At 55.8% G+C, this 24930-nt stretch carries 21 protein-coding genes; 19 read left to right on the forward strand and 2 right to left on the reverse strand.

Features of this window, described 5'->3' with window-relative positions; all coding sequences use genetic code 11:
• The first annotated feature begins 9 nt into the window (after positions 1–9).
• The 11 genes from GOV87_RS18575 (at position 10) to GOV87_RS18625 (ending at position 13131) form a co-directional block, all read left to right on the forward strand.
• Positions 10–1731, forward strand: a complete 1722-nt coding sequence (locus tag GOV87_RS18575) for a glycerol-3-phosphate dehydrogenase/oxidase (protein ID WP_171212758.1) — start codon at positions 10–12, stop codon at positions 1729–1731.
• Positions 1722–2564, forward strand: a complete 843-nt coding sequence (locus tag GOV87_RS18580; protein WP_171124751.1) for a class I fructose-bisphosphate aldolase — start codon at positions 1722–1724, stop codon at positions 2562–2564. Before GOV87_RS18575 ends, GOV87_RS18580 begins: the two co-directional genes overlap by 10 nt.
• The gene (locus tag GOV87_RS18585; RefSeq protein ID WP_171126957.1) at positions 2557–4077 is read left to right on the forward strand and encodes an FGGY-family carbohydrate kinase; all 1521 of its coding nucleotides are present in this window, start codon (positions 2557–2559) and stop codon (positions 4075–4077) included. Before GOV87_RS18580 ends, GOV87_RS18585 begins: the two co-directional genes overlap by 8 nt.
• Positions 4074–5084 carry a zinc-binding alcohol dehydrogenase family protein gene (locus tag GOV87_RS18590; RefSeq protein ID WP_171124747.1) on the forward strand — a complete coding sequence of 337 codons (1011 nt, stop codon included), beginning with the start codon at positions 4074–4076 and terminating at the stop codon, positions 5082–5084. Before GOV87_RS18585 ends, GOV87_RS18590 begins: the two co-directional genes overlap by 4 nt.
• Positions 5085–5103: 19 nt before the next feature.
• A complete protein-coding gene (locus GOV87_RS18595; protein ID WP_171212759.1) occupies positions 5104–6717 on the forward strand; it encodes a GMC family oxidoreductase in 1614 nt (537 codons plus the stop codon).
• A 3-nt stretch (positions 6718–6720) separates the two neighbouring features.
• Positions 6721–7005 (forward strand): putative quinol monooxygenase, encoded by a 285-nt coding sequence (locus tag GOV87_RS18600; RefSeq protein ID WP_171126955.1) that lies wholly within the window; start codon positions 6721–6723, stop codon positions 7003–7005.
• A gap of 356 nt (positions 7006–7361) precedes the next feature.
• Entirely contained in the window at positions 7362–8378 is a 1017-nt protein-coding gene (locus GOV87_RS18605) for a substrate-binding domain-containing protein (RefSeq protein ID WP_217351022.1), read from the forward strand.
• A 208-nt stretch (positions 8379–8586) separates the two neighbouring features.
• Positions 8587–10113: a sugar ABC transporter ATP-binding protein gene (locus GOV87_RS18610; RefSeq protein ID WP_171212760.1), complete on the forward strand. Its 1527-nt coding sequence runs from the start codon at positions 8587–8589 to the stop codon at positions 10111–10113.
• Positions 10110–11138, forward strand: a complete 1029-nt coding sequence (locus GOV87_RS18615) for an ABC transporter permease (protein ID WP_171212761.1) — start codon at positions 10110–10112, stop codon at positions 11136–11138. The genes GOV87_RS18610 and GOV87_RS18615 overlap by 4 nt, the downstream gene beginning before the upstream one ends.
• Positions 11138–12160: an ABC transporter permease gene (locus GOV87_RS18620; protein ID WP_171124735.1), complete on the forward strand. Its 1023-nt coding sequence runs from the start codon at positions 11138–11140 to the stop codon at positions 12158–12160. The genes GOV87_RS18615 and GOV87_RS18620 overlap by 1 nt, the downstream gene beginning before the upstream one ends.
• Complete coding sequence (locus GOV87_RS18625; protein ID WP_171124733.1) at positions 12157–13131, forward strand: sugar-binding transcriptional regulator; 975 nt, start codon at positions 12157–12159, stop codon at positions 13129–13131. The genes GOV87_RS18620 and GOV87_RS18625 overlap by 4 nt, the downstream gene beginning before the upstream one ends.
• 251 nt (positions 13132–13382) lie before the next feature.
• On the opposite strand, the gene GOV87_RS18630 is transcribed toward GOV87_RS18625, so the two are convergent.
• Positions 13383–14018, reverse strand: coding sequence for a TetR/AcrR family transcriptional regulator (locus GOV87_RS18630; RefSeq protein ID WP_171124731.1), 636 nt, complete (start codon positions 14016–14018; stop codon positions 13383–13385).
• A gap of 127 nt (positions 14019–14145) precedes the next feature.
• Between GOV87_RS18630 and GOV87_RS18635 the strand changes: the two genes are divergently transcribed.
• The 7 genes from GOV87_RS18635 to GOV87_RS18665 all read left to right on the forward strand — a co-directional run bounded on the left by GOV87_RS18635 (position 14146) and on the right by GOV87_RS18665 (position 22183).
• A complete protein-coding gene (locus GOV87_RS18635) occupies positions 14146–15198 on the forward strand; it encodes an extracellular solute-binding protein (RefSeq protein ID WP_171126952.1) in 1053 nt (350 codons plus the stop codon).
• A 2-nt stretch (positions 15199–15200) separates the two neighbouring features.
• Positions 15201–16046, forward strand: a complete 846-nt coding sequence (locus GOV87_RS18640) for an ABC transporter permease (RefSeq protein WP_171124726.1) — start codon at positions 15201–15203, stop codon at positions 16044–16046.
• Positions 16043–16816, forward strand: a complete 774-nt coding sequence (locus GOV87_RS18645; RefSeq protein ID WP_171126950.1) for an ABC transporter permease — start codon at positions 16043–16045, stop codon at positions 16814–16816. The genes GOV87_RS18640 and GOV87_RS18645 overlap by 4 nt, the downstream gene beginning before the upstream one ends.
• Positions 16813–17862 (forward strand): ABC transporter ATP-binding protein, encoded by a 1050-nt coding sequence (locus GOV87_RS20700; RefSeq protein WP_171212762.1) that lies wholly within the window; start codon positions 16813–16815, stop codon positions 17860–17862. The genes GOV87_RS18645 and GOV87_RS20700 overlap by 4 nt, the downstream gene beginning before the upstream one ends.
• A complete protein-coding gene (locus GOV87_RS18655; protein WP_171124720.1) occupies positions 17862–18596 on the forward strand; it encodes an MBL fold metallo-hydrolase in 735 nt (244 codons plus the stop codon). The genes GOV87_RS20700 and GOV87_RS18655 overlap by 1 nt, the downstream gene beginning before the upstream one ends.
• A 248-nt stretch (positions 18597–18844) precedes the next feature.
• Entirely contained in the window at positions 18845–20470 is a 1626-nt protein-coding gene (locus GOV87_RS18660; RefSeq protein WP_171212763.1) for a bifunctional aspartate transaminase/aspartate 4-decarboxylase, read from the forward strand.
• Positions 20471–20509: 39 nt separating this feature from the next.
• Positions 20510–22183 carry an aspartate:alanine exchanger family transporter gene (locus tag GOV87_RS18665; RefSeq protein WP_171212764.1) on the forward strand — a complete coding sequence of 558 codons (1674 nt, stop codon included), beginning with the start codon at positions 20510–20512 and terminating at the stop codon, positions 22181–22183.
• A 153-nt stretch (positions 22184–22336) separates the two neighbouring features.
• On the opposite strand, the gene GOV87_RS18670 is transcribed toward GOV87_RS18665, so the two are convergent.
• On the reverse strand, positions 22337–23395 hold the full coding sequence (locus GOV87_RS18670; protein ID WP_171212765.1) for a LacI family DNA-binding transcriptional regulator: 1059 nt from the start codon (positions 23393–23395) through the stop codon (positions 22337–22339).
• A 181-nt stretch (positions 23396–23576) separates the two neighbouring features.
• Between GOV87_RS18670 and GOV87_RS18675 the strand changes: the two genes are divergently transcribed.
• A complete protein-coding gene (locus GOV87_RS18675) occupies positions 23577–24893 on the forward strand; it encodes an ABC transporter substrate-binding protein (RefSeq protein ID WP_171212766.1) in 1317 nt (438 codons plus the stop codon).
• Positions 24894–24930: the final 37 nt, after the last annotated feature.

A 24930-nucleotide genomic window follows, 5' to 3' on the forward strand; every position in this document is an offset into this window, starting at 1 on the left:
AGGACCACCATGTCAGAACAAAGACAACAATGCCTGACAAAGCTGCACGAGAACGCTGTTTTTGACGCCGTGGTTATCGGCGGGGGCATAAACGGGATTGGAGTTTATCGGGATTTGGCCTTGCAGGGGCTGCGGGTCTTGCTGGTTGAGCGCAACGACTTTGCCTCGGGGTGCAGCGCCGCGCCGTCGCGGATGATCCATGGTGGATTGCGTTACCTAGAGAATGGCGAATTCGATCTGGTGCAGGAGTCGCTGCGCGAACGCGATGCACTGCTGTTGAACGCTCCTCATATGGTGCGGCCTTTGCCGACGGTCATTCCGATCACTTCGGTGTTTTCGGGTATGTTAAACGCGGTGGCCAGTTTTGTCGGTTGGCAGGGCAAACCCTCTAGTCGTGGTGCGATGCCGATCAAGCTGGGGTTGTCGCTGTATGATTGGGTGACGCGCAAGCGGCGTATCCTGCCAAAGCATCATTTCAACAGCGCAGGGCGAACGCGCAGCGACTGGCCTGAGCTAACGCCCAAGGCCACTCGATCAGCCGTGTATTATGACGCGCAGATCACGCATCCAGAACGTCTGTGTGTCGAAATGATCCGCGATGTGCAGATCGCCGCGCCTGATTGCATAGCTTTGAACTATGCCGAAATGACGCGGGACGGTGAAGATTATGCTGTGACAGACCGGCGCAGCGGTCAGCAATTGCCAGTTCAGCCCAAGGTGATCGTGAATGCCACTGGTGCCTGGCTGGATGATACAGTCCGCAGCCTGGGCGGCGAAGCCAGTCAGCAGATGGTCTCGGGCACCAAGGGTTCGCACCTGATCATCGACAACCCGGCGCTGTTGCAGGCGCTTGGCGGTCATATGGTCTATTTCGAAAATACCGACGGGCGGGTCTGTATCGTGTTTCCCTATCAGGGAAAGGTGCTGGCGGGTTCAACCGATATTCGCGTCGACAAAGCAACGCGCGTGCGATGTGAGCCGGAAGAGTTCGACTATATTCTCGGTTCACTGCGGTTGGTATTTCCTGAGATTCAGATCGCTGCCGAACAGGTTGTGTTCAGCTATAGCGGGATCCGCCCGCTGCCGCACAGTGATCAGGATTTCACCGGTCGGATTTCGCGTGGTCATTACACGACGCGGCTGGACGGATCGGTGCCGCAGTTCTGCATGGTTGGTGGTAAATGGACGACCTTCCGCGCATTTGGTGAACAGACCACGGATAAGGTTCTGGCCGCGCTTGAAAAACCGCGTAAGACGTCGACCCTTGGATTGCCTATCGGGGGCGGAGCACAGTTTCCCGATGATGCGAAAACGCTGCAAAACAGGCTGGTCGAGGACTTTCACATTTCGCCCGACCGCGCGCTGCACCTGATGGAACATTACGGCACGCACGCCGACGATGTGGGACAGTTCTGCCAATCGGTTAAGGATACGCCACTGTTGGCTGGCTGCCTTTATACCGAGGCCGAGATTATTTGGCTGCTGCGCACGGAATTTGTCGAAACCCTGTCTGATATCGTCCTGCGCCGGACCGCTTTGGCGATCACAGGGCAGATTTCGGATGCGCTGCTGGGCCAGTTGGGAACTCTTGTGGCCGCCGAACGCGGTATCAGCCCGCAGGAAATCACTGATCAGACCCAAACGCTTATACATGAATTGTCCGAGTATTACGGCGTGTCCGCCGAAACTCTAACCGCACGAAACAAGGAACGGAGAACAGAATGCGTGTAAGTACCAAAGCCCGAATGAACCGGATGTTTACCAATGGCGGATGTCTGGACGTGGCGATCGACCACGGGGTCTGCAATGAGCCCAGCTTTATGGTCGGGCTTGAGGATATGGCGGGTGTCATGGACACGCTGATTGGGGCCAAGCCGGATGCCATTCAGTGTGCCTATGGGCAAGCCGACCTGCTGCAATCGCGCCCCGAAAAGGACAAGCCCGCGCTGGTGATGCGGATCGACATGGGCAACCCCTATAACGATCAGCGCCACCGGGTGATGTGGTCGATGCTGCAAAACGCAGACGAGCCGATTATCGGCGCACTGGAAATGGACGCCGCCGCCGTTGTCGTCAACCTGTTCATGCTGCCGGACGAGCCTGAACTGTTTCGTCAGTGCGTCGAGAACATCAGCAAGGTGCGCGCGGCCTGTCACAAATACGGTATGCCGTTGATGATCGAACCTCTGGTCATGCTGCCCAATGAAGTGCGCGGTGGTTATCAGGTGGATGGTGACGCCGAGAAGATCGTGACGTTGGTGCGACTGGCCTCGGAAATGGGGGCTGATATCATCAAGGCAGACCCAACCGAAAACCCCGAGGACTTCCACCGCGTGATTGAGGCTGCGCGCGTGCCCGTTCTGGTGCGCGGCGGTGGTAAGGAAGAACTGAAGAACGTGTTGATGAAATCGGCGGCACTGATCGCGCAGGGTGCGCAAGGGATGGTTTATGGCCGCAACATCTATCAGCACGACAATCCCAAGGCGGTTGTGGCAGCATTGATGGCGATGATCCATGATAAGGCCAGCGGCGAAGAAGCGTGGGATATCTATAACCGTGGCTAACAACCAATACATATTGGGCCTGGATGCGGGGAATACGGTCATCAAGGCCGTGCTCTTCGACCTAAACGGGCAGCCCGTGGCGATGCAGGCGCTGGACGGTCAGTCTTCGACCCCGCAACCGGGACATGTGGAGCGTGACCTGAATGAGCTTTGGGCCAATGCACGGCAGGTGATCTCTGGTTGCATCGACAAGGCCGGGGTCACGTCGGATCAGATTATTGGCGTCGGTTGTGCCGGGCATGGCAACGGGCTGTACCTGCTGGACAAGGCGGGTGAACCGCTTGTCGGCATCCAGTCGCTTGACACGCGCGCTGCCGGTCTGGCCGAGGAATTGTCCGAAGCCGCAGGGGATGCTCTGCACGCGCTGTGTTTGCAAAAACCGTGGCCGTCGCAAACCCCGGTTCTGCTGGCTTGGATCAAACGCCACCAGCTCGAGATTTATGTACAGACCGGCACTGTGCTTCTGTGCAAGGATTTCATTACCTACAAGCTAACAGATGAGCAGGTCAGCGAGATATCGGACATGTCGGGCAGTGGTCTGACCCGGATGCCGGACTGCACCTATGACGACACACTGTTGGCGCTTTACGGTTTGGAAGACGCGCGCGAGATGCTCCCGCGCTTGATCGACCCGGCGGATATCGCCGGAACCGTCAGCGCCGAGGCCGCCGCAGCAACCGGCCTGGCCGAAGGCACACCGGTGATTGGGGGCTATTTCGATGTGGTCTCCAGCGCAATGGGCTCGGGCGTCGTGCGTGCGGGCGAGGCGTCGATCATAGCAGGAACCTGGAGCATCAATCAGGTGTTTTCGGACAAACCTGCCGTCAACGATGATCTGTTCATGGTGTCGGGCTTTGGCCCCAACCGGTTCGTGAACATCGAGGCCAGCGCGACGTCGGCCGCCAATCTTGAATGGTATGTGCGTGAATTCGTCGAACGCGGCGCGCATCACGACGATCCTTTTGGGTTCTGCAATGACAAGGTGGCCGAGGTCACCCCTGCGGCGGATGACCCGTTCTTCCATCCGTTCCTTTATGGTTCGGGGCAGGGGGCGTCGTTCCGGGGCGGGTTTTATGGTGTTGCGGGCTGGCACGGTGAAAGCCACATGTTGCGCGCCTTGTTCGAGGGTGTTTTGTTCGAGCACCGCCGCCATATCGAGGTTCTGAAAACCGCAGGCGTCAGCTTTGATCAGGCGGTTCTGTCTGGCGGTGGCTCGCGCAGCCCTGTCTGGCCGCAGATGTTCGCCGATTGCCTTGGTGTACCGATCTATGTGGCCGAAGCGCAGGAAACTGGTGCTTTGGGTGCGGCGATTGGTGTGTCGGTGGCAACGGGCGCGTACGGCTCCTACGAAGAGGCCATCGGTCAGATGACCCGCCGCAAGGCCGAGTTCCAGTCGAATGCGGACATGAAAGCCCATTACGATAACCGCTACGCGCAGTACCTTGCGCTTATCGAAGCCATGCGCGGGTTTTGGGACAGCGCTCAAACTTCAACCGAAAGGAAATCAGCATGAAAGCCGTGGGATTTCTGAAATCACTTCCAATTGACGCGCCTGACAGCTTGATGGATGTCGACCTGCCAGAGCCGGTTCTTCGACCCAACGATCTGCTGGTCGAGGTCGAGGCAATCTCGGTCAATCCCGCAGATGCCAAGCGCCGCATCCGAACAGCAGCCGAGCAGGACCATGCCGAGCCGTTCATTCTGGGATATGACGCCGTAGGTATTGTGCTTGATATGGGCCCCGACGTTACAGGATTCACCAAAGGTGACCGGGTGTGGTATGCTGGCGATGCCGATCGCCCAGGGTCTTATGCTGAGTTGCAGGCGGTCGATCATCGCATCACATCACTTGCTCCGAAGTCGATGGGCCCCGCCGCGGCGGCCTCTTTGCCCTTGGTGTCGCTGACCGCGTGGGAAATACTGTTTGACCGATTGCAAGTTCCCACAAATGAAACGCCGGCCAGCCTGCTGGTTATCGGCGGGGCCGGAGGGGTGGGTTCGATTACCCTGCAACTTGCACGTAGGCTGACTGGATTGAATCTGATCGCCACTGCATCTCGCCCTGAAACGGTCGATTGGTGCAAGGACATGGGTGCGCATCAGGTGGTTAACCATCGCGATCTGATCGCCGAGGTGCAGGCCGCAGGGCATGAAACCGTGGACTACATCACGCAATACGCCGACACCGCACAGCATTGGGATGCCATGTGTGAACTGATCGCGCCGCAGGGCCGCATTGGAACCATTGTGGAAACGTCGGAAAAGCTGGATATCTCGGCATTGCAGGGCAAGTCCGCTGCTCTGATGTGGGAACTGATGTTCACCCGTTCGCTGTTTGGAACGGCAGATATGGCTCGGCAGGGGCAGATTTTGGCTCGTGTTGCCAGTATGGTCGATGACGGGATCATCCGAACGACCGAACAAAAAACACTGAACGGCTTGTCAGCGGAAACGCTGAAAGAGGCTCACGCGCTCATCGAAACCGGTCGCATGATCGGCAAACTTGTCGTCGCATTCTAACCAGAAAGACCAGAATTTCATGACACACGCCCGGAAACTTGATGGCGAATACGACTATATTATCGTCGGTGCAGGCACGGCGGGCTGTGTTCTGGCAAACCGCCTGACTGAAGACCCCAAGACGCGGGTTTTACTGCTAGAGGCGGGCGGATCGGACAATTACCACTGGGTCCATGTCCCCGTTGGCTACCTCTATTGTATTGGCAATCCGCGCACTGACTGGATGATGAAAACCGCCGCTGAGCCGGGGCTAAACGGGCGTTCCCTGGTCTATCCGCGCGGCAAGGTTCTGGGCGGCTGCACCTCGGTCAATGGCATGATTTATATGCGGGGGCAGGCGGCGGACTACGATCATTGGCGTCAACTGGGCAATGCCGGTTGGGGATGGGACGACGTGCTGCCCTATTTTCTGAAGTCCGAGGATCACCATGCGGGCGACAGTGAGATGCACCGCTCAGGTGGTGAGTGGAAGGTTTCAAAGCAGCGTTTGGAATGGGATATCCTGAAGGCTGTGCAGGAAGGGGCCAAGGAATTTGGCATTCAACCACGCGCGGATTTCAACGATGGCAGTAACGAAGGCACCGGGTTCTTCGAGGTCAACCAACGCAAAGGCGTGCGCTGGAATACAGCGAAAGGTTTTCTGCGCCCGGCGATGAAACGCCCGAACCTGCGCGTAATGACTCATGCAGAAACACAGACGTTGTTGTTCGACGGTAAGCGAGTGACAGGCGTTTGCTTTCAGCAAAAAGGCGTTCGCTATGATGCCTTCGCAGGGGCCGAGGTTTTGCTGGCCGCCGGGGCGATCAACTCTCCCAAAATTCTGGAACTCTCGGGTGTTGGCCGAGGTGATGTGTTGGCCGAACATGGCATTGCTGTGCATCACGAAAGCACAGGCGTGGGTGAGAACCTTCAGGATCATCTGCAAATCCGCACCGTGTTCAAAGTACAGAACGCGAAAACGCTGAATACGATGGCTAACTCGTTGGTCGGCAAGGCGAAGATCGCTCTGCAATACGGGTTAACGCAATCGGGGCCGATGTCCATGGCACCCAGTCAATTCGGGATGTTCACCAAATCCAACCCTGATCTGGCGACGCCCGATCTGGAGTATCACGTTCAACCCTTGTCTACTGACAAACTGGGCGATCCGTTGCATCCGTTTCCGGCCATTACCGTTTCGGTCTGCAATCTGCGCCCTGAGAGTATTGGAACCTGCCATATTCAGGGAGCGGATACCTCGGACCAGCCCGATATCCGTTTGAATTATCTGTCCACGGACAATGACAAGCGTGTTGCCGCGAAATCAGTGCGCCAGGCGCGGATGATCATGACGGCGAATGCCCTCAAGCCTTATCAGCCCGAGGAAGTTCTGCCGGGTCCAGCCATGGAAACCGAAGAGGATCTTGTGAAAGGTGTTGGTGACATTGCCACCACGATCTTCCACCCAGTCGGGACATGTAAGATGGGGTCTGATCCATCGGCGGTAGTGGGTACGGATCTCAGAGTGCATGGCCTTGGGGGGATTCGGGTTGTTGATGCGTCAATCATGCCGAAAATCGTTTCGGGCAACACTGCATCTCCTGTTGTTATGATCGCTGAGAAAGCGGCCGACATGATCCGCAACAGGGCCTGAGACATGTCGGAGATTGTGATCATCGCGCGCATCGAGCCGGAAGAAGGCCAGTCAGAAGTGGTGCGCACCGCAATCGAAGATCTCGCAAATGCCAGTCGTCAAGAGGCAGGTAACCGGGGCTATGATGTGTTCTTATCACCCGACAAAAAGACCGAATTTCTGATCCACGAGATTTGGTCCGGGGGTGAGGCGATTACCAGTCACGGGCGCATGCCGCACATGGTCCGGTTCAAAGAAATCGTGAAGGGAAAAGCGCGAATTTCCGTTCAGAAGCTGGCGAAGCTGTAAGCTCGGCGGGATTCTTTTCACCAAAATCTAACAGTGATTCAGAGCATTTTTCTTTTCGGTCACCATTGTGCTGACCAGGATACGTCTGTGCTGCAACGCCCTTCTAAAGAGAATGAACTTTATGTGTTTATTTTCAAATATTTATGAGATTATTGCAATAGCGGATCCACAAATTTCTTAAGCTTATCGGGCGCCAAAAACAGTTGACTAGGCAAGCAAAATGATAATAATAACATATACTGCAATATATTTCAGCATCGATTCCTGAGGAGAGGTTCGGGCTGGAATTGCGGCTCTGATGCCTATTGTTTCAGATCAGCCGCGCTCTGGAGGAAACAAAAAGGGAAGAGATGAAAATGCAGCGGAGGAATGTACTCAAGGCGGGTCTGCTGGCCACGACACTGACTTTTGTTGGTGGGGCCGGGGCTTTTGCTGATGATGGGAAGCGGATCGCATTCTTTGTGTCCGACTTGTCGAACGTATTTCACCAATCTCAGGCGGCCGAGGCCGAGCGCTATGCAAAAGAAAAATATGGTGCAGAGGTTGTGGTCTTTGACGGCCAGGCAGATTCTGCTGTCATGACTCAAAATGTCGACCAGATCGCCGCCGGCGGTTTTGATGCAGCCACTCTGCACATCTGGGATGCTGAGGCCGCGACGCCCGGCGTCGAAGACGCGTTGGCCGACGATATTGTCATGACCTCGTTCTTCAGCCCGATCACCGACACGGGCATCCCGACCGCACGCAGCGATGAAGCCGCAGTGTCGTTCGAAATGGGCGCACAGATGGCCAAAGCGTGGAAAGAGGCACATCCTGACAAGTCGATCGTCATGGTGCAACTGGGTTGGCCGAACCACACCGAGGTAAACTCGGGTCGGACAGCGCCTTTTGCTGAAGGTGTGCTTTCGGTTGATCCTGACGCTGAAAACCTGGGCGCGCTGGATTCCAGCAAGGGTCAGGAAGCGGCCAAGCAGATCATTGTCGACCTGCTGACCCAACGGCCCGAGGTGAACTTGATCTATTCCGAAGCCTCTAACCTGACCGTCGGTACTATGGCCGGCCTGGCGCAACTGGGTCGTGGCAAGTTCGACAACGGCAAACCGCTGACTGAAATCGTGGCAAGCGTCGATTTTGACTCGGTCGAATTCGAGCAGGTCTATGATCCGAATTCCAGTCTGAAAGTCTCGATGGGCCTGCCGCCGGTTGAAACCGCACAAGGCCGCATCGACCTGATCATGGATGTTCTGGATGGCAAGGTCGCACCAACCTCAGACACAGCGGAAGAGTTCTTCTATAAGGCCTACACTGTATCTTACTGGTCGATGCCGAAAGATGAGGCAGAACAGTGGCTTAAGGACCAGTTCGGCGGCTAACCGACCCTGACGAACCTATCGTTGCGATCAGGCCTAATACCCGACTTTTGACCTGATCAGCCCGGTTGGTTCTTTAATTGCTGCCAACGTCGTAACCTCGTCCTCCCTACTGAGGCCGGCGTTGGTAGCAACCTATTCAAAATCAGATAAGCTTGGCCCATGGAAGCGACCAGTTCGCTGCCACTGTTGTCTTGCGAAAATAAAGGGAATGATCGTGCAGACTGCCTTTGCCGACAATGCACAGGAAAAAGCTCTGTCCGTCAGGGATCTGACCAAGGACTACCCCGGTGTACGCGCCGTGGACACCGTGTCGTTCGATATTGACCGGAATACGGTGCATTGCCTGGTCGGCGAGAATGGGGCGGGGAAGTCAACTATCGTCAAGATGCTGACAGGCGCGCTTGCCCCGACAAGCGGATCAATGGCCATTCTGGGTCGTGATCATGCGCCCAGCAGCACGCAGGATGCACGCGAAAGCGGTATTGGCACGCTGTTTCAGGAACTGCACGTTGTTGATCAACTGACTGTCTTGGAAAACCTGACCCTCGGGATGGAGGCCAGTCGGCTTGGTTTCCTGGTCAAGTCCGATCTAGAGGAGCGGGTGACTAAAACACTCGCGGCAATTGAACCGACGATCGACCCCAGTGCGCGCGTTTCATCGCTGAGTGTGGCGCAGAAACAGATTGTCGAGATTGCCCGCGCGGCCTCATCAGGGGCCAGTATTATCATCATGGATGAACCCACCGCCGCCTTGTCAGAACGCGAGGTCGAGCGCCTGTTCGGAGTAATCCGCAGGCTTCGGGACTCGGACGTGACGGTCATCTATATCTCGCACAAGCTGGATGAGATTTTTGAGCTGGGCGACAACGTCACCGTCATGCGTGACGGCAAGCACATCGCCACCAAACCTCTGGCGGACGTGAACGGCCGGCCCGAGTTGATAGAGATGATGGTGGGGCGCGCGATCACCCATGACTACGAACCGCGTGATGAAATTGCCGACAAACCGGTGCTGACGGTCAAAGGGCTTAGCAATCACCTTCTGAAGGACGTTTCATTTCATGTGAATGAAGGCGAAATCGTTGGTTTTTATGGCCTCGTTGGCGCGGGCAAGACCGAAGTGGCGCGCGCCATATACGGGGCCGACAAAGCGGACGGGCAGATTGATTTTCTAGGCCGAAAACGTCCCTCCTCGCCGAAAGAGGCCATCGCGGCAGGGATTGCTCTGGTCCCAGAAGAGCGGCGCACGCAAGGTCTGTTCACGGAACTGACGATCCGGCGCAACATTCCGATCATGAACATCCGCAAGCTTGCCAGTTTCGGTGTGTTTAAGGATGAACGCGAAAAGGAAGTTGCCCGGGAATATGTCGGTAAACTGGGGATCGCGACCAATTCGATTGAGAAGTACGCCGAAAAGCTTTCGGGTGGGAACCAACAGAAGGTCGTTTTGTCCAAGTGCCTGTTCGCGGATGCAGATATGCTGCTGCTGGACGAACCAACACGCGGCGTCGACGTCGGGGCAAAGTCCGAGATTTATGATCTGATCCGCGATCTGGCCAATAATGGTCGCGCGATCTGTATCTTTTCATCCGAACTGGAAGAGGTGTTGGGCATCTGCGACCGGGTGTTCCTGATGTATGACGGGCGGGTTGAAGCTGAAATCCAAAACGAAGCAGAGGTCGATATTCCTCAGATTCTGAATGTCGTAACCGGCGGAGGCGGAAAGAAGCCATGACCGACCAAGCAATTGCGGGCCGCAGGCTGGCCGCACGGGACAACAGGTTAAGTGATGAGATGTTCATCACGTCGCTTGTCGCCGGAGCTGCGGTGGCGTTGTTCCTATTAGCCTCCATTCTGGTGCCGAATTTCTTTCAGTTTCAGAACGTTGTGAACCTGGTGACAAACAACTGGGCGGTGATCTCACTCGGGGTCGGTGTGACGTTCTTGTTGGTTTCGGGGAACTTTGACCTGTCAGTCGGAGGCATCGTCGCACTGTCGGGTGTTTTGGCCGTGTGGTTTGCGCAGTCGACCGAAGGTGCGAACGCTTTGTCCTCGGGCTGGGGAATGCCGACTTGGCTGGCGATGGTCTGCGCCCTGATCGGCGCAATGCTGATCGGGGCAATCAATGCGGTATTTGTTGTCGCGCTGCGGGTGCCGTCAATCATCGTCACGCTGGGCACGATGATGCTGGCGCGGGGGATCGCGCAGGTGGTCACGCAAGGCTCGCAACGTAACACAAACCTGCCGTCAGATTTCGGTGTGCTGGGGAACATGACCATGTTCGGCACTTCGATCAAACTGCCGGTTGTGCTTATGACGGTCCTGATCCTTGTGGCCGTTTTTGTAGAACGCAAGACGGTGTTTGGCCGGTTGACCTATCTGATCGGAGCCAACCCTGTCGCATCGCGGCTTTCGGGGGTCGATAACGCGCGGCATGTCATCAAGCTGTATCTGTTCAGCGCGGCCATGGCCGGAGCTGTTGGCATTTTGCTGGCCTCGGAATTCAAATCCGGGTTCTCAAACCGTGGCATGCTGATGGAGTTTGACGCGCTGGTCATCTCGCTGTTGGGTGGCGTCGCAATTGCAGGCGGGTTCGGGTCAGTGATCGGGATGTTCTTTGGAGCAATCATATTGGCGACCGTGACGTCTGCGGCTACCGGGTTGGTTCTTTCGCCTGACTGGCAATTCACCCTCAAGGCCATCGCGGTGTTCATCGCAATCATGGCTCAGACTTGGGCTCTGGCCCGGAGACATGCATAATGACCGATCTGACCCAAAACCCCAGTTCTGGCGATCGTGTAAAACGGTTCCTCAAGGACTATTACATCTATCTGGTCCTGATCCTTGTTGTGGTTGTTCTAAGCACCGCCAATCTGGACAAGTTTCCCCTGTTCGAGCGTGGCAACTTCCTGAGTGAGCGCAATATCATCAACATCCTGCGTATTTCGGCACCGATCCTGACGCTGGCCGGGGCGTTCACGTTGTTGATGATCTCGGGCTATATCGACTTGTCCGTGGGCAGCGCCATGAGCCTGAGCGCGGTTGTCTATGCTATGCTCGTAATCAACGGGGTACCTTTCCTGCCGGCTTTTGTTGCGACCGTTGTATTGGGCGTTCTGCTGGGGGCTATTAACGGGTTTCTTGTGATCCAATTAAAGATCACGCCAGTCATCGCCACGCTGATCACCCTAAGTCTTTATAAAGGCATCGCATTGTTGCTGGTTGAGGATGGTGTTTCGGCGATCAAATCCGGCGGCGACCTGAAAATGCCCAGTTGGTTCAACGATTATGGACGAGATGGTGTGCTGTTTGGTCTGCCGTGGGCCTTTTGGGTGGCCATACTGGTTACGATTGCAATGATCATCGCGCAGGATCGGATGAAACTGGGCAAATACGCCGCTGCAACCGGGGGCAATCCGACGGCTGCGAAATTGTCAGGTATCAATACGGCGCGGACGGTGATCCTGCTTTATGTGCTGGTCGGGGTTTGTGCGGCGCTGGCGGGCATTGCGCGGTCCAGTTTTATGTCGCTGGGCGACCCACTGTCGGGCGACGGGATGGAACTAACCGCTATACTTGTGGTTCTGTTGGGTGGTACAGCCTTCAGCGGCGGCGAAGGGCGGGTTCTGAAATCCTTTATCGGGGCGCTGATCATCATGTCTTTGACTGTGGGCATGTTGACACTGGTGCCCGCCTATTTCCAAACTCTGGTCGTTGGCACCGCGTTGTTGCTGGCGGCGGCATCGAACCATTTGGTGAGCAGAAGGGACAGTGAAAATTGAACGCATCCGGACCCGATCCCGACACGCTGCGCCTGATCGCCCGTGTCCTGACCCTGCATTTTCAAGAGGGGCTGCTTCAGGCTGACATTGCCAACAGCTTGAAATTGTCGACGGCCAAGGTGAACCGGCTGATCAAGCAGGGCCGCGAGATGGGCATGGTCGAATTTCGCATCCACAGCCCGTTCCAACGTCTTTTCGAGCTGGAACGCCAGATGAAGGAGCGCTGGCCGCTGTCCGCTTGCCTTGTGGTCAACACCGTAACCGAAAACGCTGAAATCACGCTGGATCAGGTCGGAAAATCGGCGGCGCAGCATCTGCAGCATATTCTTGGACCCACCGACGTTTTGGCAATATCTGGCGGCAAAACGCTCAGCGCCGTCGCGGACCATTTGAAGCCGGGCGGAGCAGCGTCGAATGTCGTGGTGCCAATGACCGGAGGGGTGCAAGGCCAGCATTATACCGATGTGAACCACATCGCGACCCGTATCGCCGACGGTTTGGGAGGTTCGGCAACCCTGATCCACGCGCCCTTACATGCTGATACGCAGGACGAACGAGATGTTCTGCTGTCAGTGCGTGCAGTGAGCGATGTGCTCACCCAAGCGCGGAACGCAAATGTCTCTCTCTTGGGACTGGGAGCTGTAACCGAAGAGGATGCGACTTATTACAAAGCGCACCCCCTGTCCGAAGAGGACCGGTCGCAGCTCTACGATAGCGGGGTCAGGGCGGAACTGCTTGGGCACTTGGTCGATTGCGAAGGTGAGCTGTGCAGCACCGCGCTTAACTCCAGACTTGTCAGCCTGCCGCTGAAGGATGCCAAATTAGTTCCGATCCGCATTGGTGTTGCCTCCGGTATCGATAAGGCTGAACCGGTACGTGCTGCACTAAATGGGGGCCATATCAGCACTTTGGTCATTGATGATGTTACAGCGCAGGCGGTATTAAACGAGGCAAGCGAAAACGCCGTTTGAGAAAACACTGGTTTTGTCTGATTTTGCTGCCAAAGACTGAACATCTGGCTGAAGTCACCGACTGAACTTTGTGCCGTCGCTGACCCTGTGGTCGCCGGATCTGACTAATGCTGGGATGCAAATCTTTCGCTAGATCAGCAATGGTCAATTCACGCGCAGACTCCGCCCGTTACAGCAGTTCACACAGGATGCAGGAAAATTGATTCTCCTGCTCAACCTGCGTTGCCTTCAAAGAAATTTGCGAAAAAACCCTATTGATTTGTCACTGGGGCATCTCCTGACATGAGAGACGCGACAGGTGCGATCTGTGCCGCGATTTGAGTTCTGAGCTGAACGAGTGTGATGTCATCTTGTTTGACGAATTCAATGAACGCCTGATTTAATGCGCCAAATATTAGTGTGCCCAGGTCTGTGGCGATTAGGTTCTGGCGCACCAGCTTCCGGCCCTGCAGAACCCTGATCAATTCGGTCACCTGTGCTGCAAGCCGACGATCCTGTTCCGCGTAACGCCGACCACTTGGTGTGTTGGGGTGTTCGATGGAATGGGCAATCGCCGCGCGCCACATTTCCTTGGATAGGTACTCGAGCGAGTGATCGTAATATTGATAAATCAACGCCAGAAGCGCGTCGTCTACGCGCTGTGGTGGGTTGGCCAGAATCGGAGCGCCTGCGGCGATGACTTCTTCGACCTCCATGGCGACGGTGGCAATCAGAATGTCGCCCTTGGTCTCATAATAGTTGTAGACCGTGCCGACCGACACTTCGGCCATTTCTGCCAGATCTTCGATTTTCACCGACCGATAGCCGTGTGACCGGAATTTCGCGGATGCGGCTTCCAGAATGCGACGCTCGCGCGCTGCTTTTTGCCGCTCTCGTAATCCTGCCATGTGGAAAAACGACCTCGTGTAACACAAATCCAAATTTAGAGTTGACTTAAAAGATGAGGCTGTTCAAGTTTTTTCGGACAGACCCACACAAAAACCGGGCGATCCGTAATCAACAGGAGATGAACGAATGCAAACCGGACGTAAAATCCTTGGCGCGTCGACGCTGGCCTTGATGGCTGGCACTGCCTGGGCCGAGGGCGAATTGAATGCGTTGGTGTGGTGCGACCATACTGATCCCGAACTGATCGCGCCGTTTGAGGCGGAACATAACGTCAAGGTCAACCTTCGCGAATACGAAGGAACCGGCGCGGCGCTGGCATTGCTGGAGCAATCCAGACCCGGCGACTGGGATGTGCTTGTGGTGGACGGGATCGACGTGTTCCGCGCAGTCGAAGCCGGTGTTCTGGCCCCGCTGCCCGAGGGCGCGATCTCGACTGCGGATTACTTCCCCGAAGTGGTCATGGCCGAAAACAACTCAGTCGACGGCGTGACCTATGCCGTGACCGAGAAATTTGGCTACAACACGATCTCATACAACTCGGCCAAGGTCGATCCCGCGGATATGGAAAGCCTGACCAGTGTCTGGTCCGAGAAATATGACGGGCGGATTTCGATCTATGACTACTACCTGCCCGTGATGGGGCTGGCTGCTATTGCCGAAGGCATTGCAACGGATGCGATTGGCCCGGGAGATTTGGCAAAGATCGATGGTGTGCTGTCAACCATGCGAAGCCGAGCGGCCTCGGTCGCGGGGGTGGTTGCGGCGCAAACGGCGCTGGCGACAGGCGAGGTGGATATCGTTGTCGGTGGGGGTGAGTGGCTGACGGCCGTGCTGGCCTCGGAACAGCCGGAACTGACATGGACCATCCCCAAGGAAGGCGCGGTTCGCTGGGCACAATCCATCGGCGTGGTTGAAGGGGCCAGTAACCCAGATCTGGCGGTTGAGTTCATCAAATATATCACCAGCCCGGAAGGGCAGGCTCGTTTGGCGACGTCTTCGTGCTTTTGGGGAATGCCCGCAAATGCCAAGGCCGGAGACGTTCTGACCGATGCGCAGAAAGACATCCTGCGCTGGGATCAGCAGCCTGACTATTTGGCGCTGACACAGCTATATCCTGCACCGGATGCGGATCTGGATATCGAGATGCAGGATCTGTGGCTGGAAACTCTGCAGCAGTGAGCATGTCCAAGGACCAGATCCGGGGCTGGGGCTTTGTGACTCCGGCCCTGCTGTGGACCATCGCTTTTTTCATCGTGCCTTTCGTCGTGATGGGCGCGATGAGCCTTGCTTCGCTTGAAGGGCGCACGCTTGTCTGGGACCTGTCGCTGGCCAACTATGCCGAGCTGCTTGAAAAGAAGTATCTGTGGCGCGCGGTTCTGGTTTCGCTTGAAATCACGCTGGCGGTGACTGTGATCTCGGTCGTGCTGGCTTATCCGCTGGCCTGGATCATTGCCTTTCGTGTGTCGCCGCGCTGGCAGCGCCTGGCCCTGCTGCTGGCGATCCTGCCATTCTGGACCTCCTATGTGGTGCGGTCCTATGCGTGGCTGCTGGTTCTGGCGCGCGAAGGCGTAGTGAACGAGACCCTGATGTGGATCGGCGCCATCGCCGAGCCGATCACGCTGGCCAATACGCGCTTTGCGACGGTGACGGGCTTTGTGCATTTCTTTGTGATGCTTCTGACCCTGACGATTTATGCCAACCTGATCCAGCTATCCCCGAACTATCGCCGGGCGGCAATGGACCTTGGCGCCAACGCCTTTCAAACCTTCCGGCACGTGATCTTGCCGCTCACGCTGCCCGGTATTGTCACCGGAGCATTCCTGACCTTTGTCCTGTGTATCGGCGATTACGTCACGCCGCAGATTCTGGGCGGCAATACCGAACTAACCGTGCCACAGGTCATCATGGTGCAATTGGGACGACGTGCGGATTTCCCGCTGGCCTCGGCGCTGGCCATCGTCTTGATGAGCATCGTCGCGCTGGCCTACCTGCTATCTGCCCGCTGGTTAAGGCTTGACCGGCTATGATGCGTTTTCTGCCGTGGGCTTACCTGATTGCCGCTTTTGTCTTTATCTACCTGCCGGTGGGTGTGCTGGTCCTGTTCTCGTTTCAGGAAGGAACGCTGCCGGTGCCGCCGTTTAACGGACCGTCCCTGCAATGGTACCAGACCATTCTTGGGGACGAGGATTTGATGGCAGCGCTGCGCAACTCGATCCTTGTTGCCTTCGGGTCGTCTGCGGTTGCCGTAACGCTTGGATTTCTGGCCGCATACGGTTTGGCGCGGCACGTTCTGCCGGGATCGACCCTGATCCGAGGGCTGCTGATTGCCCCCCTGACTGTCAGCTACCTGATCGTCGGGCTGGGTCTGCTGATCGTTCTGACGCGGTCGGGCTTTGGCGTTTCGCTATGGACCGCCGCCATCGGGCACGTGGTTATCAACCTGCCGCTGGCTTTTGCCATCATCTACGCCTCGATGGGGGCGCAACAGCAAAATGCCGAACGAGCGGCCCGTGATCTGGGCGCGTCCGAGCCCAAGGTGATCATGCTGGTGACGGTTCCGATGTTGCTGCCGTCGATTGCGGCGGCCTTTTTCCTGTCGGTCACGCTCAGTTGGGACGAGTTTATCATCTCCTTCCTGCTGACCCGCTTTGACGTCACCCTGCCGGTTGAGATCTGGTCGCTGCTCAGGTCTGGCCTGTCGCCGCAACTGAATGCAATCGGCAGCTTCGTCTTCCTGATCTCGGTGGCGGTTGTGCTGCTGCTGGAACTCACCATCTTTCGGAAAGGCCGCCAATGACCGCGTCTGTCACGTTTTCAGGTCTCAATCACCGGTTCGGTCAGTTTCAGGCGCTGTCCGGGATCGACCTACAGATCGAGGCCGGTGAATACGTAACCCTGCTGGGGCCATCCGGCTGCGGCAAGACCACCCTTTTGTCTATCCTTGGCGGGTTTCTGGAACCTACCGAAGGCCGCGTGCTGATTGGCGGTCAGGATTTGACCCGTGTCGCGCCAGTTAAACGCCCCACGACCACGGTGTTCCAGGACTATGCCCTGTTTCCGCACATGTCCCTGCGGGACAATGTGGGCTTTGGGCTGCGTATGAGCGGTACGGGCCGGAAAGCCCGCCACGCCCGCGCCGAACAGATGTTGGATCTGGTCGGTCTGAAGGATGCGGCGCTCAAACGTCCCCATGCCCTGTCCGGCGGTCAGCGTCAGCGCGTTGCGCTTGCGCGGGCATTGGCCGTAAACCCGGACGTTCTACTGCTGGACGAACCGCTGGGCGCGCTGGACCTCAAGCTGCGGCGATCCATGCAGGATGAACTGAAATCCATTCAGCAACAGATCGGAACAACCTTTGTGCATGTCACTCATGATCAGGAAGAGGCCATGGCCATTGCCGACCGGATCGTGGTCATGAGTAAGGGCCGGATCGAAGATCATGGCACGCCCGACCGGGTTTATCGTCACCCCGCAACACTGTTCACGGCGGATTTCATGGGTGAAAACAACCATATAGAAGGTGTGAAATCTGGGGCTGGTGTAGAAACACCCTTTGGGCTTCTTCCCGCACAGAATGCTCCAGCGTCTGCGGCGGCCGCAATCTGCCTCCGCCCCGAGGATATCCGCGCGGACGATCAGGGCTCGTTCCCGATGGGGCAGGCCACCGTGACTACAGCGGCGTTTTTCGGAACCTATTGCCGGGCGCATCTGTCACCGGCCTGTGCCCCGGACCTGAACCTTACGGCCTATCTGGCGCCCGACCGCGCGTGGGCGCAGGGGGATGTGCTATCGTTATCCGCAGATGTCGAGAATTTTCGTCTGTTCGAACCGGAGACCCCCTGATGCAACGCGCGCAACCGCAGGATTGGTACCGCACCACCCGCAAAGGCGAAGACGTCACCCTGATCGATGAGCCTTTCATCACGCCGTTCTATCGCTGCAACATGTGGCATGTGCGTGGGCGTGACCGCGATATGCTGGTCGACAGCGGTATGGGTGTTGTGTCGCTGCGAACATGGGTGCCTCTGGTGACCGAACGTGCGTTGACGGCGGTCGCAAGCCACACCCATTTCGACCATATCGGCTGTCATCACGAGTTTGAGGACCGCGCGGTTCACAGGGCCGAGGCCGATATTCTGGCGAACCCAACCCGCGTGGCGACGTTGGCCGACCCCTATGTGACGGACGAGATTTTCGACTGCCTACCGCCCTTGCCCTACCGATCCGATACATATGCGGTCAGCGGCGCGCAGGCGACGCGCCTGCTGGACGATGGCGATATCGTCGATCTTGGGGACAGGCATTTCGAGGTGATCCATACACCAGGTCATTCGCCGGGCGGAATTGCCTTGTGGGAGGCCGCGACAGGCATCTTGTTTTCGGGCGATATTGTCTATGATGGCGAGTTGATCGAAGACACTTATCATAGCAATGCGGACGATTATTACCGCTCGATGGTACGTCTCTATGATCTACCTGTACAAACTGTGCATGGGGGTCACTTCCCAAGCTTCGGGCGCGATCGCCACCGCGCAATCATTCGCGCGTGGTTGGATGGAAAGAACACGGCGCGATGACAGCAATTCCCGCAAAGATGGCCTGTTCGCGGGACACGTTTATCCTGCAGCCCCAATGAAACCCCACAGGCCGGAAACCGTTGTCCTGATGGGCCGAGTACCAGCCATGCGCCAACAAAACAAACAAGCGGGGCTGATCGCTTGGAACATAATTGGCTAATAATCCTGAGTTTTTGTTTACAGATGCCGTGACCCGTTTTTACTATCAAATTGTAATTTCTGATATTGATAAACATGGATAAAAACCGATGTCCGAAACTCTTGATTTACACAAGTTCGAAGATCTTAGCCCATTTGAGATCAAAGATGAGCTTATCAAGCTGGCTCAGAAAGAGTCACGCGCCTCGACCCTGCCGTATCTGAACGCTGGTCGGGGAAACCCGAACTGGATTGCAACCAAAGCGAGAGAAGTCTTTTTCTTTTTGGGGCAATTCGCGATCACCGAGGCGCAGCGAGACCGGAATGAACCACAAGTCGGGTTGGCGGGAATGCCACAAGGGCCGGGGTCTTATCATCGTTTGATGGCTTATTGTGCCAATGCGGAAAGTACGAATCCTGCCGCGGCTACCTTGGCCAGTGTCGTGGATTTCGCAATTCAGAAGTTCGATTTTAATGCGGATGACTTTGTGCTGGAACTGACCGACAGCATCATTGGCGATCATTATCCTATGCCGGACCGCTGTCTCGTTCACAATGAACAGATTGTTCATGAATATTTGATGTGGGCAATGTGTGCGGGCCATCGCCCTGATGCCAAGTTTGACATCTATGCGGTCGAAGGTGGAACCGCTGCAATGTGTTATATCTTCAAAGCGTTGAAAAACCAACGGCTTTTGAACGCGGGCGATACGATCGCGTTGGGGACACCTATTTTTACGCCCTACCTCGAAATGCCAGAACTTGAAGACTATTCCCTGAATGTCGTGCATGTCTCATCCGAGGAAGAAGATCACTTTCAATTGACGGATGAAGATCTGGAGGCACTGGCAGATCCCAAGGTCAAAGCCCTGTTTCTAGTGAACCCCGGAAATCCTTCGTCGGTTGCAATAAGCCCTGACGTATTGAAGCGATTGGTCAGTTTTGTAAAAACCCGGCGGCCAGATCTGATCATCTTGACGGATGACGTGTACGGAACCTTTGTGCCAAACTTTGAATCCGTGATGGCGCATCTGCCTGAAAACACAATCGGGGTTTACTCATACTCTAAGTATTTCGGCTGCACGGGCTGGAGGTTGGGTACCATCCTCGTGGCCGAGGATAACATTTTTGACAAAATGATCGCCGAGGCCCCGGCCGAGACTAAAGCGGTCGTCGAAGCACGCTACAAAACCCTGACACCCGATCCCTCGACACTCAAATTCATAGACAGAATTGTTGCGGACAGCCGGGATGTCGCCCTGAATCACACGGCTGGCCTTTCACTTCCTCAGCAAGTGATGATGACGTTGTTTTCTCTGGTCGAGATGATGGACGAAGACAAGGCATATCAAGCGCTTTGCATGAGCATTCTTGAACATCGCTTCACTGAATTGGTCGAAGGTATGGGGATCGAAGTACCGGATAACCCCTTGTACGACAGATACTATGGAATAATTGATTTTGAGTTCTGGCTTCGGAAATATGTAGGTGAAGAAGTCGTGGATTGGATAAAAGAGAACGTCCACCCGCTCGATATTTCGTTCAAACTTGCACAGGACCACGGGATTGTCCTTTTGAACGGATCGGGGTTCGACGCGCCCAACTGGTCTGCACGTGTGTCCTTCGCAAATCTTGATGATGATGCATATCGGAAAATCGGGCGTGCGGTGCGTGCCGTTGCGACGGGATACGTGCAATCGTATCGCGCTTCAAAAGGTCTACCGATTCACGGTTGAACTCGCATTACAGGATAGGGCCGAGGGACAGTCGTTTTCATGGAAGCAATCATTTCGATATTCAGAACTCACCCTGAATTGGCGCTGTTTTGCAGCCTGACCCTTGGTTACGCGATTGGAAAAATTTCCGTCGGCTCTTTTACTGTTGGTTCGGTTGCGGGATGCCTGCTGGCCGGTGTTTTGGTCGGGCAGACCGGAGTGGTCGTGTCCGACGACCTGAAGCAGACTTTTTTCCTGTTGTTTCTGTTTTCGATTGGCTATCGCACCGGGCCTCAGTTCTTTCGTTCCTTGAACCTGGGTGCCCTGCCTCAGATCGGGATTACTGTTCTACTATGCGCAATTGCATTGTTGGTTGCGGTCCTTCTAGCGCCACTTATGGGTCTTTCGGTTGGTGTCGCGGCGGGGCTTTTGGCAGGTGGGGCGACTGAAAGCGCAACTTTGGGTGTGGCCATTGATGCATTTGCGAAAACAGGTGCTGACGCAGCAAGCCAGCAGATATTTGAAGCCGAAATCGCGACAGGTTTCGCGGTTGCATATTTTGTTGGTGTCATCGCCACGATCGTGTTCCACACGCAGATTGCACCGCGTTTTTATGGGCGATCCCTGCGGGACGCATGTGCTGAATATGAATCTGAACTGCAAGATGACGATGCCCCGTGGCATTCCGAGCATCGTGACTTTGAAGCGCGGGCCTATCGCGTAAATCCTGATTTTGCAGGACACACTGTGGCCGAATTGGAAGCTCGGGTTCCGATCCACGTGCGGGCTTTCTTTGATCGCGTTCGCCGAGGCAAAAAAATCCTGCCGACGTCACGGGATATGGTCCTGCAAAAGGGAGATATCGCAGCGATCGCCGGGATGCGGTCCTATCTTATTGACCATGGTGGCCTACTGGGGGAAGAGGTCGAAGACCCTGAACTTTTGGATCTTCCCGTTGAAACCAGCGACATTGTTGTAACGAACAAAGAGTTGGTCAACAAAACCCTAGGTGAACTTTCCGTCCGCCCCGAAGCCCGAACTATCTTTCTTCGTGGGATCATGCGCAGCGGTGAACGGCTACCGGTTTTTCGGGGTGTCCCATTGCACATGGGAGATGTCCTGACAGTTTCCGGTACGCGCAGCCATATTCAGGACGCAGCAAGCAAGTTGGGTTATCTGGACCGGGAAACAAGTAAAACGGACATGGTATTTGTTGCGTTTTTTATCCTGTTGGGTGGTTTGATTGGGATTCCAGCCCTGCATTATGGCGCAGTTGAGCTTGGTCTGGGCACTTCGGTAGGGGTGTTGTTGGGGGGGCTGGTCGCAGGTTGGTTGCGCTCGGTTCGCCGCACATTTGGATTTGTTCCCGAAGCCACGCTTTGGATATTCGATTCAGTTGGCCTGTGTGTCTTCGTCGCATGTGTGGGAATTACCTCGGGGACAAGTTTTGTGGCTGGTGTACTGGAAAGCGGCCCGTCCCTGATTTTTGGTGCGCTGGCAATTGTTTTTCTGGCGCATGGATCAGCGATCTTTGTAGGCCGCAAGATATTCAAGATCAACGAAGGGGTCCTGGCCGGAACATGTTGTGGGGCAGGGACGTCCGCACCCGCTTTGGCAGCCGTACAAGAGGCCGCTCAGAGCCAAGTACCAACCCTCGGTTATGGGTTGGGTTATGCAGTTGGCAACGTCCTTCTCGCTCTATGGGGTTCAGTGATTGTGCTGTTATTGGTCTAAAGCCGAAAGCGTGGCACGCCCAAGCCGTGCGCTGAACTGAAGTAAAACTGCGCAAAACCGCAGTTTTGGACAGCGAGAGCTTTTGAACAAGATTATGCGGGTAATCGTTCGAAGATAATTCGGCAGGATCAAACATCCGATCCCGCTGGCCGTCTATTGGGCGCTATAGCTTGCTGCAAATCCGTCGGGTATCAAATTCTCTTGGATGAGAATTTCAATGCGTATTTGCTCTTGCGACTGCATGATCTCGCGGTTGTCACACCTTGCGCGCAACAACCGGACCGAGCTGCGCACCAGATGACCGGGATTTTGCGCGATGATTGCATCCACTTCTTTGTTCAACAGCGCGCTGCGTGTACGCTCCGTCAACTCATGTGCGATTACGACCAACTCACCGGGATCAGTTTTGCAATGCAGGGCATTCAGGGGTGAGCGCGCCTCGGAACTCATGATATACGCAGCGATAACGTCTTGATTGTTTCGCAGCGTGTTCAAGACGATTTCTTGCGCTCGTGACTGATCGCCATGCGTCTCAAGCGAGGGCAGCGCAATCAGATTTGGATAGTCCTGCTTGAGAACCTGATCGAACCCGTGACGCCGTTCCAAACTGTCACGTGCGTTCATGGTTTCTGACACGACCATGACTTTTCCCTGCCGCCCGCAAATGAAACGGCCAATCAGGCGGGCCGCAGTTGCACCCGCGGCGCGGTTGTCGATGCCAACGAAATCCATATCGGACATTTCAAGCTGACCGGATATGAGGTGCACAACCTGAACGCCTTTTTCCTGAAGTCGAATAGCGGCATCCCGCACCTGAGGTGATTCAGGCGCCATCAGCGCAATCCCGTCCACCTTATCTGGCGACAGCTTCAACAATGTGCGTGCAATCAGATGCGGATCGGCCTGCGAAATTTCCTGATGCGAAATTTCGATCCCTTCGGCCGAAAGACCTCGGTCAGTTTCGGAAATGCGTTCGCGCAGCTCTGAAATAAACAAATCCCCGCGGCGCGGAAGCATGAACCGAAATCTATACCTCTTGCTTTTGGCCAGATTGGCAGCGGACAGGTTGCGCACAAAGCCGATCTTTTCGATTGCTTCATTCACCGCCTTCACGGTTTTCTTGCGCACGCCCGGGCGATTGTTCAGGACGCGATCCACAGTGGCCAGACTGACACCGGCAGCTTTGGCGAGGTCTTTGGTTGTTGGTCGCATCGAGTCGGTTTCTATCCTTTGGTGTTCAAAAATATTTGCCCAGTTTCAAGGCACATGCAAGCAGAATGAGGCACGTACCTCAGAAAAAGCTTGATCTGAGGTACGTGCCTCATTTACGACTGTCCCATCAATGAGTCGCCGTCAGAGGAGTCGGCGCCAAACAAATGGGAGGAGCTTTCTGATGAAGACGCAGCTTAAACTTTCTGTTGCAACTGCCGCAGTGATGGCCGTTTCCGGTGCCGCCAGCGCCGAGGACCTGACCCTGTGCTGGGCATCTTGGGACCCGGCCAATGCGCTGATCGAACTAAGCAAGGATTTCGAGGAAAAATCCGGCCACACCATGAATTTCGAATTCGTGCCATGGCCCAACTTTGCGGACCGTATGCTGAACGAGCTGAACTCGGGCGGCAAACTATGCGATCTGATGATCGGTGACAGCCAGTGGATCGGGGGCGGTGCCGAAAATGGGCACTATGTCAAACTGAACGATTTTTTCGATGCCGAAGGCATCACAATGGATGACTTCATCCCGGCAACCGTCACAGGTTACGCAGAATGGCCGAAGAACACCCCCAACTATTGGGCGCTGCCTGCGTTCGGAGATGTTGTCGGCTGGACCTATCGCAAGGATTGGTTCGAACGCCCCGAACTGCAGGCTGAGTTCAAGGAAAAGTACGGCCGCGATCTGGATGTTCCGAACTCTTTGGACGAACTTAAGGACATCGCGCAGTTCTTCCAAGGCCGCGATATTGACGGAACGACGGTCTACGGTGCCGCGATCTATACCGAGCGCGGGTCCGAAGGCATCACGATGGGTGTGACCAACGCGCTGTACAACTATGGGTTCGAATATGGTAACCCCGACAGCCCGTATGAACTGGATGGCTTCGTCAATTCTGAGGATGCGGTCGCTGGTCTGGAGTTCTACAAGGACCTTTATGATACCGCCACACCGCCGGGATCTTCGAACTGGTACATGGGCGAGAACATTGACGCTTATAAGTCTGGTCAGGTCGCATTGCAGATGAACTTTGCCTTCATCTGGCCGGGTGTTGAGGCTGACCCGAATGTGGGCGGTGGTAAGTCCGGTTATTTCCCGAACCCCGCTGGTCCGAACGGGCAGTTTGCCCAATTGGGCGGGCAGGGGATTTCTGTTGTCTCTTACTCGGACAAACAGGATGCTGCACTGGAATACATCAAGTGGTTCGCACAGCCGGAAATTCAGTCTCGCTGGTGGGAACTGGGCGGCTATTCCGCGCTGAAGGCGGTCGTTGAAGACCCCGATTTTGCAACCAGCCAGCCCTATGCGCAGACCTTCCTGGATTCGATGGCGATCGTTAAGGATTTCTGGGCGGAACCAGCCTATGCCGAACTGCTTCTGGCCATGCAGCAACGTGTGCATGACTATGTGATTGCGGGCAATGGCACGGCCGAGGAAGCCTTGAATGGTCTGGTCGACGATTGGACCGAGACTTTCGAAGACGAAGGCAAAATCTAAGCGTAAATCTTGCCGGGCAATCCCGTTTGCCCGGCGC

This window comes from Ruegeria sp. HKCCA5426 (genome assembly GCF_013034585.1).
Lineage (GTDB): Bacteria > Pseudomonadota > Alphaproteobacteria > Rhodobacterales > Rhodobacteraceae > Ruegeria.

What these genes read in the sequence shown, in the direction of transcription:
- GOV87_RS18590 (WP_171124747.1), top strand. Translation starts at nt 4,074, where the DNA reads ATGAAAGCCGTGGGATTTCTGAAATCACTTCCAATTGACGCGCCTGAC.
- GOV87_RS18620 (WP_171124735.1), top strand. Translation starts at nt 11,138, where the DNA reads ATGACCGATCTGACCCAAAACCCCAGTTCTGGCGATCGTGTAAAACGG.
- GOV87_RS18640 (WP_171124726.1), top strand. Translation starts at nt 15,201, where the DNA reads ATGTCCAAGGACCAGATCCGGGGCTGGGGCTTTGTGACTCCGGCCCTG.
- GOV87_RS20700 (WP_171212762.1), top strand. Translation starts at nt 16,813, where the DNA reads ATGACCGCGTCTGTCACGTTTTCAGGTCTCAATCACCGGTTCGGTCAG.
- GOV87_RS18675 (WP_171212766.1), top strand. Translation starts at nt 23,577, where the DNA reads ATGAAGACGCAGCTTAAACTTTCTGTTGCAACTGCCGCAGTGATGGCC.
- GOV87_RS18595 (WP_171212759.1), top strand. Translation starts at nt 5,104, where the DNA reads ATGACACACGCCCGGAAACTTGATGGCGAATACGACTATATTATCGTC.
- GOV87_RS18635 (WP_171126952.1), top strand. Translation starts at nt 14,146, where the DNA reads ATGCAAACCGGACGTAAAATCCTTGGCGCGTCGACGCTGGCCTTGATG.
- GOV87_RS18660 (WP_171212763.1), top strand. Translation starts at nt 18,845, where the DNA reads ATGTCCGAAACTCTTGATTTACACAAGTTCGAAGATCTTAGCCCATTT.
- GOV87_RS18610 (WP_171212760.1), top strand. Translation starts at nt 8,587, where the DNA reads ATGATCGTGCAGACTGCCTTTGCCGACAATGCACAGGAAAAAGCTCTG.
- GOV87_RS18580 (WP_171124751.1), top strand. Translation starts at nt 1,722, where the DNA reads ATGCGTGTAAGTACCAAAGCCCGAATGAACCGGATGTTTACCAATGGC.
- GOV87_RS18655 (WP_171124720.1), top strand. Translation starts at nt 17,862, where the DNA reads ATGCAACGCGCGCAACCGCAGGATTGGTACCGCACCACCCGCAAAGGC.
- GOV87_RS18630 (WP_171124731.1), bottom strand. Translation starts at nt 14,018, where the DNA reads ATGGCAGGATTACGAGAGCGGCAAAAAGCAGCGCGCGAGCGTCGCATT.
- GOV87_RS18605 (WP_217351022.1), top strand. Translation starts at nt 7,362, where the DNA reads ATGCAGCGGAGGAATGTACTCAAGGCGGGTCTGCTGGCCACGACACTG.
- GOV87_RS18575 (WP_171212758.1), top strand. Translation starts at nt 10, where the DNA reads ATGTCAGAACAAAGACAACAATGCCTGACAAAGCTGCACGAGAACGCT.
- GOV87_RS18600 (WP_171126955.1), top strand. Translation starts at nt 6,721, where the DNA reads ATGTCGGAGATTGTGATCATCGCGCGCATCGAGCCGGAAGAAGGCCAG.
- GOV87_RS18645 (WP_171126950.1), top strand. Translation starts at nt 16,043, where the DNA reads ATGATGCGTTTTCTGCCGTGGGCTTACCTGATTGCCGCTTTTGTCTTT.
- GOV87_RS18670 (WP_171212765.1), bottom strand. Translation starts at nt 23,395, where the DNA reads ATGCGACCAACAACCAAAGACCTCGCCAAAGCTGCCGGTGTCAGTCTG.
- GOV87_RS18665 (WP_171212764.1), top strand. Translation starts at nt 20,510, where the DNA reads ATGGAAGCAATCATTTCGATATTCAGAACTCACCCTGAATTGGCGCTG.
- GOV87_RS18615 (WP_171212761.1), top strand. Translation starts at nt 10,110, where the DNA reads ATGACCGACCAAGCAATTGCGGGCCGCAGGCTGGCCGCACGGGACAAC.